The following is a 14,060-nucleotide window of genomic DNA, read 5'->3' as shown; positions in this document are numbered from 1 at the left end:
CTCCCGCAAACGACCCCTAATAGCCATTCTGGAAGATGATAAAGGACACACCTCGCAAGCAGTTCGTATTGCACTTGGACCGCTAGCGACAGCCTTGATAGAGATCAAGGGGCAGATCGCAAAGCTTGACAAGGCGATCCTCGCTGCGCATCGCAACGACGATGTCAGTCTCCGGCTTTCGACAATTCCCGGAATCGGCCCTGTCATAGCTACTTGTCTTTCCGCCAGCGTGCCGGACGCAAAGCTGTTTGAGGGCGGGCGAGAGTTTGCAGCCTGGTTGGGCCTTGTTCCCAGGCAGCATTCAACGGGTGGAAAGCCAAGGCTGGGCTCCATTTCCAAAATGGGCAACAGACGCATGCGCAAGCTTCTTGTCGTTGGGGCACATGCTGCGCTTTACAGGATGAAGAATGGCAAGACCCAGTCCCCATTGGCGGAGTGGGCGCAAACCCTGTTGGCGAAAAAACCCTTCAAACTCGTTGCGGTCGCTCTCGCAAACAAGATTGCGCGCGTTGCCTGGGCGATCATGGCGCGGAATATACAATTCCAGCTGGACTTTGTGCCTGATCACCGGGCGCTGACTTCAGTGTAGGCATGTAGAAGCGAAGAAGCTTTGCCTTTCGGGGCACCACAGTTGGCGGAGTGACGATGGTATGATGTGACAGCAAAGCGGAATGGACCGCACGAGCCGAAGAACCCGTGGTGTTGTCTTGCGCATCAACAGCGCGACAATGTGATAGGGATCGGTTCTCGCGGACAACATCAGGGCCAGCGGTCATATCGTGCCGCATAAACAGGCCGAAGACATGACTGCACCCGACCCGCAAAGCTAAAACATCACCAAAATCATATTGCCAAACGGGCGCCATCCAGACATGACAACACCAGACTAAGTTCTGGAATGATTTTGGAATTGTAGCAAGAAAATGCAATTGCATCCAGCGGGCTGAACGAAAAGCGTCTGACATGGCCGGGGGTTGCGCGAATGCGCTATCGGATCGCTGCTGGTTCGGGGTCTTTGCAATAGCAACCGTAAACATCGTCCATTCATTGAACGATATTGATGCAAGTTGAGTGCATATGCGTTGATGAAGTTATAAAATTGAAAATATTTTTAAGGCTTCACTACGCGATTTTATATATACCAAACCATAGTATTTTGGTGATATTTGCATCGGATGGATTGCGAGAACGATAGGTTGATGTCCGGCTAAACCGATAGCTGTCACCTTTGTGAAGGGTGAACAAATTTTCGTCTACCCACAGTTCCAGTGTTCCTTCCAGAACAATTCCATATTCGGCACCTTCGGTGCGCACGTCTTTCAGCTCAGTCTCCAACCCCGGTTCATAGGTCGAGATCATGAACTCGATCTTGGGGTCCGGTTCGGGCGTCAAAAGTTCGGTAATCGCGCCCTCCAGTGACAGATATTTGCGCTGATGGGCACGCACAACATATTGGCGTTCAAGGTCCATTTCCGGGGATGCAGGCTCTGCTTCAATGAACCATGTCATCGGAACGGAAAAAACCGTGCAGGCTGCATAGAGATCTTTAAGCGTTGGCTGTGAAATCCCGCGCTCCAGCTGGCTGATATAGCCGGTTGAGCGGTTTAGAAGTTTTGCAAGTTCCTGAATGGTGATGTGCCGTGACTTACGAAGCGACCTTAAAACCAGCCCAACTTTGTCGTTGTTTGGCAGAGTTTTTTGCGGCTGAAAATCGCTGTTTAAAACCATATTATCACACCACGGATTGGAGATGGTCGAACGGAAAGCACATCATTGCTCATTTTAAAATGGTTCTGGTAAAAACAGGATTACTGAAGCCATTCTATCTATTTGTTTTTTGGCCTTCATGCAGGCCTGCCGTCATTCAACGTCTTGCGAAAAATGCTTTCTGGCTCTTAACCGATTTGCGTCTAAAACAAAACTAGGCGCGGGTAAGGACGCCATAGGTGCCAACCGAAGTCCCACCATCCAGAACATATACCATTCCGTTGGCATAGCTTGCTTGCGGCGAAAGCAAGTGACAAACGGCATTGGCAATATCATCCACGTGAGCAAAGCGCCCCAAGGGAACACGATCCTCGTAAGATTTTCTTGTTGCATCATCACCATTAAATAGGCGGGCAGCCATTGGCGTATCAACAAAGCCGGGGCAAATAACATTGCTGCGCAGTCCGTGTTGCCCATAATCCAGCGCCATGCAGCGCACGAGGCCGATGACGCCGTGCTTGGAGGCGCAATAAGCGGAATAGCCTTGCGATCCTTTGATGCCACTATCGGAACTGATGGCGATGAATGCGCTTCCGGGATATTTGATGAGATGTTCAACCGTATATTTCGCTGTAATGAAAACGCCGGTCAGATTAATGTCGAGCGTTTGCTGCCATGTATCCATCGACAGCGACAGCACATCACCCGTCAACGCGATGCCTGCACAACACACAACGCCAGTGAGATAACCTGCTTGCTGGACATAGGTCTGAACGGCTTCTTCTACCGCCAATGCGTCTGAAACATCGGCAACACAGGCATAGGCGTCTGCACCCAGTTCAATGCATTCACTGACGAGGGATGACAAGGCTGCCCCATTGATATCGATCAAGCCAAGCGTTGTACCTGACGCGGCCAGCGCCTTTGCGACGCCGCGTCCGATACCGGACGCAGCACCTGTGACAATAACCGATGGGACCGACGAGGCTGAGCGGCGTGCATTCATATCTGGCAATATCCTCGTTTCTCGCCACTATCCGCCGAGATAAGCAGCCTGCAATTGCGGATCGTGGAGAACCTTGTGTGCGCCTCCCTCGACCGTGCACCTGCCCGCATCGAAGACATAGCCATAGTCAGCGATCTCCAATGCGACTGCGGCATTCTGCTCAACCACGATAAGGCTGATGCCCGCTTTGGAAAGCTGGATAATGATTTCGAAAATCTGATTGATGATTTTCGGTGCAAGCCCCAGCGAAGGTTCGTCAAGCATCAACAGTTCTGGCGATGCCATCAGCGAACGACCAATCGCCAGCATCTGTTGCTGCCCGCCGCTCATGCGACTGGCTAGAGAATTGCGACGTTCCTTCAGCAAAGGAAACATTTCAAACACATCCGCACGAATATCTTCATACGGCCGACCGCGTCCGGGAATGTAACCGGCGATCAGGTTTTCTTCCACGGTTAAACGTTGCAGGATGTGGCGACCCTCCGGACAATGAGCAAGCCCAAGCCGCGCAATTTCCTCAGGCGACATCCCGCTTATACTGCGACCCTTGAACTCAATCGAACCGGAATAGACCTTTGTCAGGCCGGAAATGGTTCTGAGCGTCGTGGTTTTACCAGCACCATTGGCACCAATGATCGTGACGATTTCACCGGCTTTAACTTCAAGATCAATGCCGAATAATATCTGCGTCCGCCCGTACCCGGCCTGCAGCTGAGCGACTTTGAGCAAGCTCTCTGACGAATTCGAGTTCATCTGTTGTCCCAAGATAAGCCTCCTGAACTTTCTCATTGCGCCGAATTTCTTCTGGCGTGCCGGAAACCAGCAGTTCCCCATAATTCAAAACATCCACACGATCAGAGATCGACATGACCATATCCATGTCGTGCTCCACCAGAATGATCGCGCGATCCTGGGCTCTTAGGCCCGCAATCATCTGCGTCATTTCCTTGGTCTCGGTGTGGTTCAGGCCCGCTGCCGGTTCATCGAGCAAAACCACCGGCGCTCTGGTTACAAAGGCACGCGCCAGTTCAAGCACTTTTTGTTTTCCGTATGGGAGATCGCCAGCCAGATTTTCTTCAACGTTCGACAGGCCGAACTCGACAAGGCATTGTTTGCACAGATCAATCCGCTGCGTTTTGCTTAAGCTGTCATGGCTTCCCCGACGCCAGATGTTGGAGCGGGGATAAAAACAGACTTCCAGATTTTCCAGAACCGTCATGCCGTCGAAGAGACGCAAATTCTGATAGGTGCGCGCAATTCCGCTCTGGGCGATTTTGTGCTTGGGTAGTGTGTTCAACACTGTTCCCGACAGCGCAATTTCCCCGGAGGTGACACGGTAAGACCCGGCAATCATGTTCACAACGGTTGATTTGCCCGCACCATTTGGGCCGATGATCGAATAGATACCACCGACATCAAAGCTCAGCGACAGATCGCGAACGGCGACGAGAGAACCGAAATGTTTGCTTACGCCTTTGAGGGTGAGGACCATAGCGACTGCACCTTTTGAAGGAGATAACTGATGTTGTATTTCTGCGGTATCAAACCGGACGGACGCAGGATGATCACCGACACCAGCACCAGACCATAGATCAGAAGCCTGTATTGTGCGGCAAAATGCAGGACTTCCGGCAGGATGATCAGGAGTGTTGCACCGGCCACCACACCTAGAATATTTCCCACGCCGCCGATGATGATAATGAGCACGACCAGCAGGGATTCCTGAAAAGTAAAGCTTTCCGGGCTGACGAAGCGCTGTGAAGCACCGAATATAACGCCACCTGCCCCGCCAATTGCCGCACTGATGGCAAATGCCGTCAGTTTCAGATTGGTGGTGTTGATGCCAAGGCCACGCACGACGTCCTGATCTTCACGCATGGCGCGCCAGGTTTTTCCCAGAATGGTCCGTTCCATCCAGAAAACCGCAGCGCACACGATGACCGCAAGAACCAGCAGGAGCCAGTAGAAATTGACCGGACTGGTCAAGGGAAGGTCGAATATTCTGGCGCGATCAAGGGCTGCGATGCCTTGAGGCCCATTGGTGAACTCGTCTGCGTTGTTGATCACAATGCGGATGATTTCGCCAAAGCTGAGCGTGACGATGGCGAGATAGTCCCCTCTGAGCTTCAAAACGGGAAAGCCCAGAAGAATACCTGCAAACGCGCCAGCGATGGCGCCTACGATGAGCACGATAATAAAAGGCAGATGGATGCCGAAATGTCCGCTTGCGAGGAACGCGTAACAATAGGCACCCACCGCATAGAACGCGATGAAGCCGAGATCGAGCAGGCCAACATAGCCAACCACGAGGTTAAGACCGACAGCCAATATGATATAGAGCAGGATCGAATTGACGACGCGCACATAATAGGGCGGCATGGACGGCACAAGGCTTAGGCCGACCATGATGGCCACGAGCAGTGCAATCAATCCCAGTCGCCTGATGATGAGGGGTGTTGCCATGGATCAATAATCCTTCTTGGCTACGGTTGTTTCTTCGGAGACCGTCTCGCCCAGAAGCCCGGATGGCTTGAAAAGCAGGACGAGGATCAACACGGCAAAAGCGAAGACATCGCGATATTCCGTGCCCAGAAGACCACCCGAAATAACCGGTATAAGTGCGGTTCCAAAGACCTCGATACCACCCAGCAGAAACCCGCCGAGCATCGCGCCGGGGATGGAGCCAATGCCACCGAGAATAGCGGCTGTAAATGCTTTCAATCCGATGACAGAGCCCATGCTTGGCTGCATGATACCGTAATAGGACGAATACATGATGCCCGCCATGGCGCCGAGGCCGGGGCCGACGAAGAAGATGAGGCTGACAGCGCGGTTGACCCGAATGCCAAGCAAGGCGGACGTGGTCCAGCTTTCTGACGCTGCGCGGATCCAGATGCCAAAGCGTGTCTTGTTCACAAAAGTCGTCAATCCAATCATCAGGAACACGGCTGATACAAGAATACCGATCTGGATTGTCGATATGGTGCCGCCAAAGATCTGGATCTGGGTGCTGTTGATAATGGCCGGAAAGTGAACCGGCTGCGGCCCAACGGTAACGCGTACGGCACTTTGCAGGACGATCGACATGCCAAGCGCGCTGAGCATGGGTGCCAGTCGGCCATAGGCACGCAATGGACGGTAAGCGAAGCGCTCCACGGCGACACCCAGCAAGCCCACGGCAATGAAACTGCCGACGATGGCCAATGTTGAATCAACCACAGGCGTGATGCCGCCAGCGCCAATCAATCCGGTGAATATGAACGTATAAATATACGGCCCGAGCATGAAGAATTCGCCATGCGCGAAGTTGATCAGCCGCATAACGCCGTACACCATCGTATAGCCGAGCGCTATCAGTCCATAGATTGCACCCAGCACGAGCGCAAAAATCAGTTGCTGGAGAAAATATTCTACCATCGCCCTGTCACTTTCCATGCAGGCTGACGCCGTGAGACGTCAGCCGCGTATTTCATAAGAGCGGTTATTGCTTGATCAGCTCAAACTTGCCGTTCTTGACGACGTAAAGGAACATTGGAGCGAACTTGTTTTCACCCGCTTCGTCAAATTCAACAGGGCCGAGCAAGGTGTCAGCCTTGATGGTCTTCAACGGCTTCAAAACGCCTTCACGCGTGTACTGATCGGCTTCTTCCAGTGCAGCGGCCATAACCTGTGCATTGACATAACCAAGAGCCGCGTAAGGTCCAGGCTCACGTCCAAAGCGCTTCTTGTGACGGTCAGAGAATTCTTTCAAAGCGTCGGACGAGTCATAGGGTGGAAGCTGGAAGCTGAGGATAGCGCCTTCGGCAAAGGCTGGACCAGCCTGCTTGATCAGTTCTTCCGTAAAGCCGATATCCGGGCCAATGAACTGGGCAGTCATGCCTTGTTCGCGCATCTGCTTGAGAAACAAAGCGAGCTGCGGCATGCCTGATCCCATATAGAGAACATCGGGGTTTTCGCGCTTAATGCTGGCAATGAGCGATGAGAAATCGACATCTTCCGGATTTACGCCGTAGGTTCCAGAAACTTTACCTCCGCTTTCTTCAAAGTTTGTCTTGAACACACCTGCGATACCCTGACCGAAAACGGTCTTGTCGTGCACCGTCACAGCCTTCTTCAGGCCGAGTGTGTTGGCGACATATTTGGCTGGCAGAGCGCCCTGAATAAAGTCGTTGGCGACGGGGCGAACCACTGTTTTGAAGCCCATGCGCATCAGTTCGGGATTGGTTGCCGGCACAATCTGCGGCATTCCGCACTCGGAATAAATGTCGAGCGCTGGCATGGTCACGCCGCTGTTCATGTGGCCGATGACGCCAACAACAGATGTATCATCACAAAACTGCTGCGCAACAAGGGTTCCCTGACGCGGATCGGCACGATCATCGAGTGGCTTCAAGACAACCTTGTTGCCTTTGATGCCGCCCTTTTCATTGAGCTGGTCGAAAAAGAGTTCTGCACCATCAATCTGTGACTGACCGAACTCGGCCTGCGCGCCGGACATAGGTGCGCTGCCGCCGATGACAATGTCTTCGGCCTTTGCCAATGTTACGCCCGCCATCAGGGCGACGGAGAGAATAGCGAAAATTCTGGTTTTCTTTATCATTAAGTTCCCCTGTTCCTCTTGTTTTCAAGAGCTGGATTTTCACATAGGTGAATTCTTTATGCGGGTGGGCTTATTTGGCCAGATATCCTCCATCAACAGGCAGAATGTGACCGGTAATCATGGAAGCAGCCGGGCTTGCGAGAAAGGCAATCGACATTGCGACTTCCTCAGGCTCTGCCATGCGTCCAAGCGGTGTCAGCGCGCTGATCTGCGCCATGGTGGCTTCATCATCGATAAGGTGCTTCACCAATGGTGTGCGCACCCAGGTTGGCGCGACGGCGTTGACACGTATCCCGTGCGTGGCCCATTCCACGGCGAGACTACGCGTGAGATTAACAAGCGCGCCCTTCGTCGCCTGATAGGATATGTTGGGGTGCAGGCCAGAACCCGAAAAGCTCATGATAGAGGCCAGATTAACAATGCAGCCGGGATGGCCCGGTTTTTGACTGCCAATCCAGCGGGATGCCACATTGCGGGCGCATAAAAACACGCCCGTCAAATTGACATCCACAACCCGCTGCCAATCAGCAAGTGACAATTGTTCCGTCGGCAATCTGATCGAAATGCCTGCATTGTTCACCAGCACGTCAATGCCGCCAAAGGCATCTTCAACGGCCTGAAATGCAGCTGTCACACTGACTTCATTGGTAACATCGATCACGTGAGCAAAAATGCGGTCCGGATATTGCGCATTGAGCCGCGCTGATGTTTCCAAAGCCACATCAAGGTCCATGTCGAGGACGGCAACGTTTGCACCAAGTTCGGCAAACAGGGACGACGCTGCCGCACCAATCCCGCGGGCTCCACCGGTGACAATTACTGTCTTGCCCTGAAAACAAAGCATTTGACTGAATTTATTCGATAATTGCGCCACGATGAAGCCACTCTAGTTGGGGTGTTAACCGACAATCCTACCGAAGCCAAGAACGAAATCGGCCACGATCATCTCCGCACCGATGACTTCTTCAATCACCAGTTCGTGGACTGGATCTGCAGCATTTCCACCTATAGTGATCTTCGCCTTACCCTTCGAATGGGTCGAATACGAAAAGCCTTTCAGCGAATTCTCAATGATTTCGGTTTTGGCAGTCGCACCTTCAGGCGAAGGGATAAGTCGGGTCTGGAAACGCGGCTGCAAAGCTGGCTTCTCGAACTCAGCATCAGCTGCGTCAAACTCAATTTCGATGAGCGGGACGCCGCGACGCGACAGCGACGTCTTGATCGACGTTCCGTCATGTGACCACGACACCTCACCCATTTTCTTAGGATAGCCCCAGACTTCACGGCCAACAGCCATTGAGTCATCATTGGTCACGATTTCATAAAGAACGTGGCCGCCCGGCTGGCCCTTATAGCTCATCGGCACAACAACGCCACCTTCGGCATAGGCACCCAGAGCGCCCCCATTGGGTACGTCCATGATGAAGAATTCGATCACGTTACCACGCACTTCGAACTCGGCTGGCAGCGCTTTGCGCAGGGCAGCCTCATCAACGCGACAAAAGACACTGACCTTGGTGAAGGATTTATAATCGTAAGGCGGCGCTTCATAGAGAGGCGCATTCTGCGGATTGGTATAGACTACGGATGTCATGTTCAACTTCTTCCTGACTGCTCGACACGATTAACATCACATAAATGATGAAATAATGTCAATATTTCACGGAGGTGAATTCTAAATATTTAGCTGTGAAACGAATTTCACGACCTGAAAGGTTTCCAAAGCCTCGGTGCCACCTTCCGAACCGTAGCCGGAATCCTTCACCCCATTGAATGGAACCTCGGCATAGGCAAGGCCATATTCGTTGATGGAGATCATGCCGGTTTCGATTTCCTGCGTCATACGCAGTGCCTTGAGCTGTGATGCGGTAAAGCCATAGGCAGCCAGACCATAAGGAAGGCGGTTTGCTTCCTCTATCGCATCGTCCAGCGACGAAAAGCGATTGACGATCATCACCGGGCCAAAAGGCTCCTCATGCATGATATCAGCATTCAACGGAACGTCGGTCAGGATGGTTGGCTGATAGTAGAAGCCGCCATCATCATTGTGACGGGCGCCACCTGTGAGGCATTTTGCGCCTTTGCCGACTGCATCGGCGATCAGCCGATCCATCGCGTCGAGACGGCGCGCATTGGCCATTGGTCCCATGGTGGTCGCAGGGTTCATACCGTCGCCAACCTTGACCTTAGCGGTTTCCGTCGTCACGCGTGCGAGGAATGTATCAAATACACCTTCCTCAACGAGGATACGGGTCGGAGCAATGCAGACCTGACCCGCATTGTGGTATTTGTGACCAACCAGCATCGCTGCCGCTGCGTCCAGATCAGCATCCGCACAAACGATATATGGTGCGTGGCCGCCCAACTCCATCGTTGCGCGTTTCATATTGGCGCCAGCCATTGCGGTGAGCTGCTTGCCCACTGGAGTCGATCCCGTGAAGGAAATTTTGCGCACGGTTGGGTGTGGCACCAGATAGCCAGAAATGTCAGCAGGCGTTCCAAACACCAGATTAAGACTTCCAACCGGAAACCCTGCATCCGCAAAAGCCTTGACCATGGCCGCGCACGACGCTGGTGCCTCTTCGGCAGCTTTCAGGATGACGGTACAACCAGCGGCCAGAGCACCGCAAATCTTGCGGATCGCCTGTGCTACCGGATAATTCCACGGCGTGAATGCAGCCACAACGCCGATCGGCTCTTTCATTGCAATCTGCTGGGTATGATTGTTACGGGCAGGAATAAGACGTCCATAAGAACGGATAGCTTCCTCCGCAAACCAGCGAATGACGTCGTCGGCATTGCGTAATTCTGACTGCGCCTCTTTCAAAGGCTTGCCCTGCTCAAGGGTCATGATTGGCGCGATATCATCGATGCGGGCTCGAAGGTTGTCTGCGGCTGCGTGAAGCAGCTTTGCACGTTCCCGCGCCGTGGTACGGCGATAGCTTTTGAAAGCAGTTTCGGCAGCATGAAGTGCCAGCTCGAGATCTGCCGTTGTGGCACGTGCCACGCGACCGATTTCCTTGCCGGTTGCCGGATTGAGGACCGCAAGATCTTTGCCGTCAGAGGAATTGATCCACTGGCCGTTAATGAAAAGCTGTGTGTTAGGATACTGAACCTGTGTCATGTCGATGATACTCAGTTTAACGGTCAAAACAGATGATGGTACGGGCAAGCACGCCCTGCTCCATCCAACGGAAGGCTTCATTCACCTGATCGAGCGGGATGCGCTTGCCGATCTGCTTGTCGAGTTCGTATTTGCCAGCTTTGTAGAGCGCGAGGATGCGTTCAAAATCGAGCTCGGGAACGCCGCCGCCATAATTGCTGCCAACAATTTTCTTCTGGGTATTGGGAAGTGTCGATGCAGGCAGAGCAACCATTTCGCCCTTGGCCGCGATGCCGACTGAAACCACGATTCCGCCGCAGCGGATCGCATCATAGGCAAGGCAAATTGCCTGCGGACGTCCCGTGCAATCAATGATACTATCGGCACCACGACCGTCACTAAGCGCCTTCAATTCAGCAACTACGTCCTGCGTTGCAGAATTCAGGAAATGCGTTGCTCCAAATTCACGCGCCACGGCTTCCTTATCAGGGTTGATGTCAATCGCGACAACGGCCTTTGCACCCGCAAGTGCTGCGGTATGAATGGCATTGATCCCAACGCCGCCCACTCCGATGACGCCAATCACTTCACCGGGCTGCACACGGGCGTCGTTAACGACTGCCCCGAAGCCCGTTGTTACCGCACAGCCAACAAGGGCAGCAACTTCAAAAGGCACATCATCTGAAATGATGGAGCAACCAGCTTCCGGAATAACAGCATATTCCGCATAGCTTGCGACACAGGTGAAATGATTGATCGGCTTTTCGGCGCTGCCCAGATGGCGCTTGCCATACCACAACGTTCCGCCCACAGCCGCATCGCCATAAACGCCGCACATTGTTGGCAGGCGCTTTTGGCAATAGAAACAATCACCACAGTTTGGTGCCCACGAAATAATAACGCGGTCGCCTTTTTTGACTTTGGTAACGGAAGCGCCAACCTTCTCGACGATACCGGACGCTTCATGTCCAAGAATCATGGGTAGTTTTGGCAGCGATTTGCCCCGTGCCGCGCTAAGATCGCTATGGCAAACACCTGTGGCCATGATCTTCACCATGACTTCACGGTCGGCTGGATCAGAGATGGGCACATCCTCGATAACCAGATCCTGACCATACTCGTATAAGACTGCGGCTTTCATTCTGCATTCCCCATAATTGCGCGTTTTTCGCGCCTATGATGATCATTAATTCTTCGTACGGTCCCAGACACCCTCAAGCGAAGGCGAAAGCCTATGTTTCATGATGCGTTGGCTGGGTGTCCGCTCAAAACTGTCGACAAACGCGATGTATCGCGGGTTCTGGAAATTGGCCAGACGACTGGCCAGCCATGAGGATATGTCTGCCGGTTGTGGTGCACTGTCGATGCGCGGCTGAATGAACAGCTTGATTTCCTGCTCGCCAATATCGGCTTTCACACCCACCATCGCGCAATCTTCAACGTCGGGATGACTGGACGCGACATGCTCGACTTCGAACGCCGAAACATTCTCACCGCGCACGCGCACACTATCCGTCAACCTGCCCAGAAAGTTCAGATAGCCGTCAGCATCCAGCGCACCAAGATCCCCGGTCCGGAAACCGTAGGGTTGCAAGGCTTTTTGCGTTGCTTCGACATTGTTGAAATAGCCTTTGAAAACGGCACCTTGCTCACGCTCAGTGATGATGATCTCGCCAGGCGTACCCACAGGCTGTTCGACACCATTGTCATCGCAAATCTTGACCGCAAGCCACGGCACCGGACGTCCGACTGAACCCAGAACACCATCACCATTATAGGTGGTTATGCTTGAGGATTCCGTCATTCCGTAACACTCACGCAAAGGCAGACGGAAACGTTCTTCAAACGCCCTCCAGATTTCCTTTGGACAGCCACCGCCCCACGCCACACGTACCTTATGTTGCAATTCAGCTTCGGTCACCGGCTGTTTTAGAAGTATCTGAAGCACGCCACCCAAATAATGAATATGCGTTGCCCTAGCTTCGTTGACCTGTTCCCAGAAACGGCTGGCACTAAATCTGTCGACCATTGCCAGCTTTATGCGACGCAGCAGCGGAAGCGCAATCAACTGTGCGCCGCCAATATGATAAAGCGGCTCCCATACAAAAAATATGTCATCATCATAGGCATCGGCGCAGAGGATTACCGCTTCACAGGCATAGCGCAGCATCCGGTGCGTAACCTGCACACCCTTGGGACGTCCTGTGGTGCCGGACGTATAGTTTAAGGCGAAAAGGGCGTCGGGTTCCGGCAAAGCTTCGCTGAAGACATGGCCACCTTCAGCAAGCTTCCTGATGCTGCGCTCACCAATATCCGTAACGATGATGGTCTGCGAAAGGTCCGCCCCGCACTCTTGCAGATTGGGGAGGATATCTTCATTGGCAATGATAACTTTCGGGCTTGAATGCTCGATGAGGTATTTGAGGCTGTCACCCTTGGCCTGGATATTGACCGGGACCCAGACCGCACCGCTTTTGGCTATGCCAAACAATGCCGAAAGACTTTCCGGACTGTTGCGCAACATCAGCGCCACGCGGTCCCCCGCATGAACACCCATGGTGCGTAGCTCGACGGCAACACTGTCCGACTGTCTGTGCAATTCATCGAAATGAATAGGCACACCGTTAAAGGTCGCATAGACAGCGTCACCCAACCGGGCTGCCACTTCGGGCAGCAATGATACGAAGCCGTTATTATTCACTTGAAGACCTTGAGAAATGCGTTGGAATGTGTGCCGTTTACTTGGCAGCCTTGCGGCGCCGGCGTTCTTCAAGGAACGCTTCCATCATACGGTTCGGCTCGCCATCTGCATAGGAAACGCGCTGATTTCTAATGCCTGCTGCAAGCGCATCCTGGAATGTGGCTTCTGTCACCTCACGGAAGCGGGCTTTATTCAGCTTCATCGCCAAAGGCGGCTTGTCAGCCAGCATTTCGCCGAGCTTGAGAGCTTCGGGCAGAACATCTTCCGGTGCTACGATCTTGTTGATCAGTCCAATATGATGGCACTCCTGAGCGTCCAGCATACGGCCGCTCAAGGTCAGGTCGATGGTGCGTGCAATGCCGATCATTTCCTTCATGATCCATGGGCCAGTGGTCGAGGTAATGCCGGAATTGATCTCCGGCTGTCCCATGGTCACACCGGCGTGGGCAATGCGAAAATCGCCCAAAAGTGCGACCTGAAACGCAGAACCTGCGGCCACACCGTTGAGCGCCATGATCAATGGTTTGCTGAGCGAACGCAACCGATCATAGAGCCGCTTCCATTCGCCGATCCATTCTTCTGCCCGATCGGGATCAAATGTCTTGGTTTCGTTGAGGTCTTGTCCCGCACCGAAGGCCCGGTCTCCGGCACCTGTCAAAATGATGGCGCGTACGCTGGCATCTTCATCGGCGTGATCCAATGCGCGAACCAGTTCGTCGCGCATTGCCTTGTTCCACGCGTTGAGAATTTCCGGACGGTTCAGCGTGATTACACATACGCGACCGCGATTCTCTCGAAGGATGCAATTCTCTGTCATTTTTGTTCCCGTATTGTATTGTAATACTATTTATTGAATTTCAATTCTTTCGTGCAAAATTGTCAATAGGAAGTGCCAAAAAAATTCAAAGCGATGAATTTATTCGGTGAATTTTCAGAGATTCAA

Annotated in this window: 13 protein-coding genes and 1 pseudogene; 1 reads left to right on the top strand and 13 read right to left on the bottom strand. The window is 53.0% G+C overall.

Going from position 1 to position 14,060, the window contains the following annotated elements; all coding sequences use genetic code 11:
• Positions 1-10 precede the first annotated feature (10 nt).
• Positions 11-589 (top strand): annotated as a pseudogene (locus OPR82_RS18470) (IS110 family RNA-guided transposase); the annotation flags it as partial.
• A gap of 533 nt (positions 590-1,122) precedes the next feature.
• Here OPR82_RS18470 and OPR82_RS18465 read toward each other — a convergent pair.
• From OPR82_RS18465 to OPR82_RS18405, 13 genes are all read right to left on the bottom strand, one after another.
• Positions 1,123-1,728, bottom strand: a complete 606-nt coding sequence (locus OPR82_RS18465; RefSeq protein WP_265986376.1) for a helix-turn-helix domain-containing protein — start codon at positions 1,726-1,728, stop codon at positions 1,123-1,125.
• Between the two features lie 193 nt (positions 1,729-1,921).
• Positions 1,922-2,713 carry an SDR family NAD(P)-dependent oxidoreductase gene (locus OPR82_RS18460; protein WP_265986375.1) on the bottom strand — a complete coding sequence of 264 codons (792 nt, stop codon included), beginning with the start codon at positions 2,711-2,713 and terminating at the stop codon, positions 1,922-1,924.
• Between the two features lie 27 nt (positions 2,714-2,740).
• The gene (locus tag OPR82_RS18455; protein WP_323054568.1) at positions 2,741-3,466 is read right to left on the bottom strand and encodes an ABC transporter ATP-binding protein; all 726 of its coding nucleotides are present in this window, start codon (positions 3,464-3,466) and stop codon (positions 2,741-2,743) included.
• Positions 3,381-4,205, bottom strand: a complete 825-nt coding sequence (locus OPR82_RS18450) for an ABC transporter ATP-binding protein (protein ID WP_265986374.1) — start codon at positions 4,203-4,205, stop codon at positions 3,381-3,383. The genes OPR82_RS18455 and OPR82_RS18450 overlap by 86 nt, the downstream gene beginning before the upstream one ends.
• Positions 4,181-5,176 carry a branched-chain amino acid ABC transporter permease gene (locus OPR82_RS18445; RefSeq protein ID WP_265986373.1) on the bottom strand — a complete coding sequence of 332 codons (996 nt, stop codon included), beginning with the start codon at positions 5,174-5,176 and terminating at the stop codon, positions 4,181-4,183. The genes OPR82_RS18450 and OPR82_RS18445 overlap by 25 nt, the downstream gene beginning before the upstream one ends.
• A 3-nt stretch (positions 5,177-5,179) precedes the next feature.
• Positions 5,180-6,148 carry a branched-chain amino acid ABC transporter permease gene (locus tag OPR82_RS18440; RefSeq protein ID WP_265986372.1) on the bottom strand — a complete coding sequence of 323 codons (969 nt, stop codon included), beginning with the start codon at positions 6,146-6,148 and terminating at the stop codon, positions 5,180-5,182.
• Between the two features lie 46 nt (positions 6,149-6,194).
• On the bottom strand, positions 6,195-7,313 hold the full coding sequence (locus OPR82_RS18435; protein ID WP_265986371.1) for a branched-chain amino acid ABC transporter substrate-binding protein: 1,119 nt from the start codon (positions 7,311-7,313) through the stop codon (positions 6,195-6,197).
• A gap of 70 nt (positions 7,314-7,383) precedes the next feature.
• Positions 7,384-8,187 (bottom strand): SDR family NAD(P)-dependent oxidoreductase, encoded by an 804-nt coding sequence (locus OPR82_RS18430; RefSeq protein ID WP_265986370.1) that lies wholly within the window; start codon positions 8,185-8,187, stop codon positions 7,384-7,386.
• Positions 8,188-8,211: 24 nt separating this feature from the next.
• Positions 8,212-8,907: an acetoacetate decarboxylase family protein gene (locus OPR82_RS18425; protein ID WP_265986369.1), complete on the bottom strand. Its 696-nt coding sequence runs from the start codon at positions 8,905-8,907 to the stop codon at positions 8,212-8,214.
• 81 nt (positions 8,908-8,988) lie between these two features.
• Positions 8,989-10,437 (bottom strand): NAD-dependent succinate-semialdehyde dehydrogenase, encoded by a 1,449-nt coding sequence (locus tag OPR82_RS18420; protein WP_265986393.1) that lies wholly within the window; start codon positions 10,435-10,437, stop codon positions 8,989-8,991.
• Positions 10,438-10,453: 16 nt separating this feature from the next.
• Complete coding sequence (locus OPR82_RS18415) at positions 10,454-11,557, bottom strand: zinc-binding dehydrogenase (RefSeq protein WP_265986368.1); 1,104 nt, start codon at positions 11,555-11,557, stop codon at positions 10,454-10,456.
• 45 nt (positions 11,558-11,602) lie between these two features.
• A complete protein-coding gene (locus OPR82_RS18410) occupies positions 11,603-13,117 on the bottom strand; it encodes a class I adenylate-forming enzyme family protein (protein WP_265986367.1) in 1,515 nt (504 codons plus the stop codon).
• Positions 13,118-13,154: 37 nt separating this feature from the next.
• The gene (locus OPR82_RS18405; protein WP_265986366.1) at positions 13,155-13,934 is read right to left on the bottom strand and encodes an enoyl-CoA hydratase/isomerase family protein; all 780 of its coding nucleotides are present in this window, start codon (positions 13,932-13,934) and stop codon (positions 13,155-13,157) included.
• Positions 13,935-14,060 lie beyond the last annotated feature (126 nt).

This window comes from Ochrobactrum chromiisoli (assembly GCF_026241335.1).
Taxonomy (GTDB): Bacteria; Pseudomonadota; Alphaproteobacteria; order Rhizobiales; family Rhizobiaceae; genus Brucella; species Brucella chromiisoli.
Note: the sequence above shows the minus strand (reverse complement) of the source record. Positions and strands in the feature narration are given on the sequence as shown.

Bases quoted from the DNA above. Each gene is read 5' to 3' on its own strand.
- OPR82_RS18465 (WP_265986376.1), bottom strand. From the start codon at position 1,728: ATGGTTTTAAACAGCGATTTTCAGCCGCAAAAAACTCTGCCAAACAAC.
- OPR82_RS18460 (WP_265986375.1), bottom strand. From the start codon at position 2,713: ATGAATGCACGCCGCTCAGCCTCGTCGGTCCCATCGGTTATTGTCACA.
- OPR82_RS18455 (WP_323054568.1), bottom strand. From the start codon at position 3,466: ATGAACTCGAATTCGTCAGAGAGCTTGCTCAAAGTCGCTCAGCTGCAG.
- OPR82_RS18450 (WP_265986374.1), bottom strand. From the start codon at position 4,205: ATGGTCCTCACCCTCAAAGGCGTAAGCAAACATTTCGGTTCTCTCGTC.
- OPR82_RS18445 (WP_265986373.1), bottom strand. From the start codon at position 5,176: ATGGCAACACCCCTCATCATCAGGCGACTGGGATTGATTGCACTGCTC.
- OPR82_RS18440 (WP_265986372.1), bottom strand. From the start codon at position 6,148: ATGGAAAGTGACAGGGCGATGGTAGAATATTTTCTCCAGCAACTGATT.
- OPR82_RS18435 (WP_265986371.1), bottom strand. From the start codon at position 7,313: ATGATAAAGAAAACCAGAATTTTCGCTATTCTCTCCGTCGCCCTGATG.
- OPR82_RS18425 (WP_265986369.1), bottom strand. From the start codon at position 8,907: ATGACATCCGTAGTCTATACCAATCCGCAGAATGCGCCTCTCTATGAA.
- OPR82_RS18420 (WP_265986393.1), bottom strand. From the start codon at position 10,437: ATGACACAGGTTCAGTATCCTAACACACAGCTTTTCATTAACGGCCAG.
- OPR82_RS18415 (WP_265986368.1), bottom strand. From the start codon at position 11,557: ATGAAAGCCGCAGTCTTATACGAGTATGGTCAGGATCTGGTTATCGAG.
- OPR82_RS18405 (WP_265986366.1), bottom strand. From the start codon at position 13,934: ATGACAGAGAATTGCATCCTTCGAGAGAATCGCGGTCGCGTATGTGTA.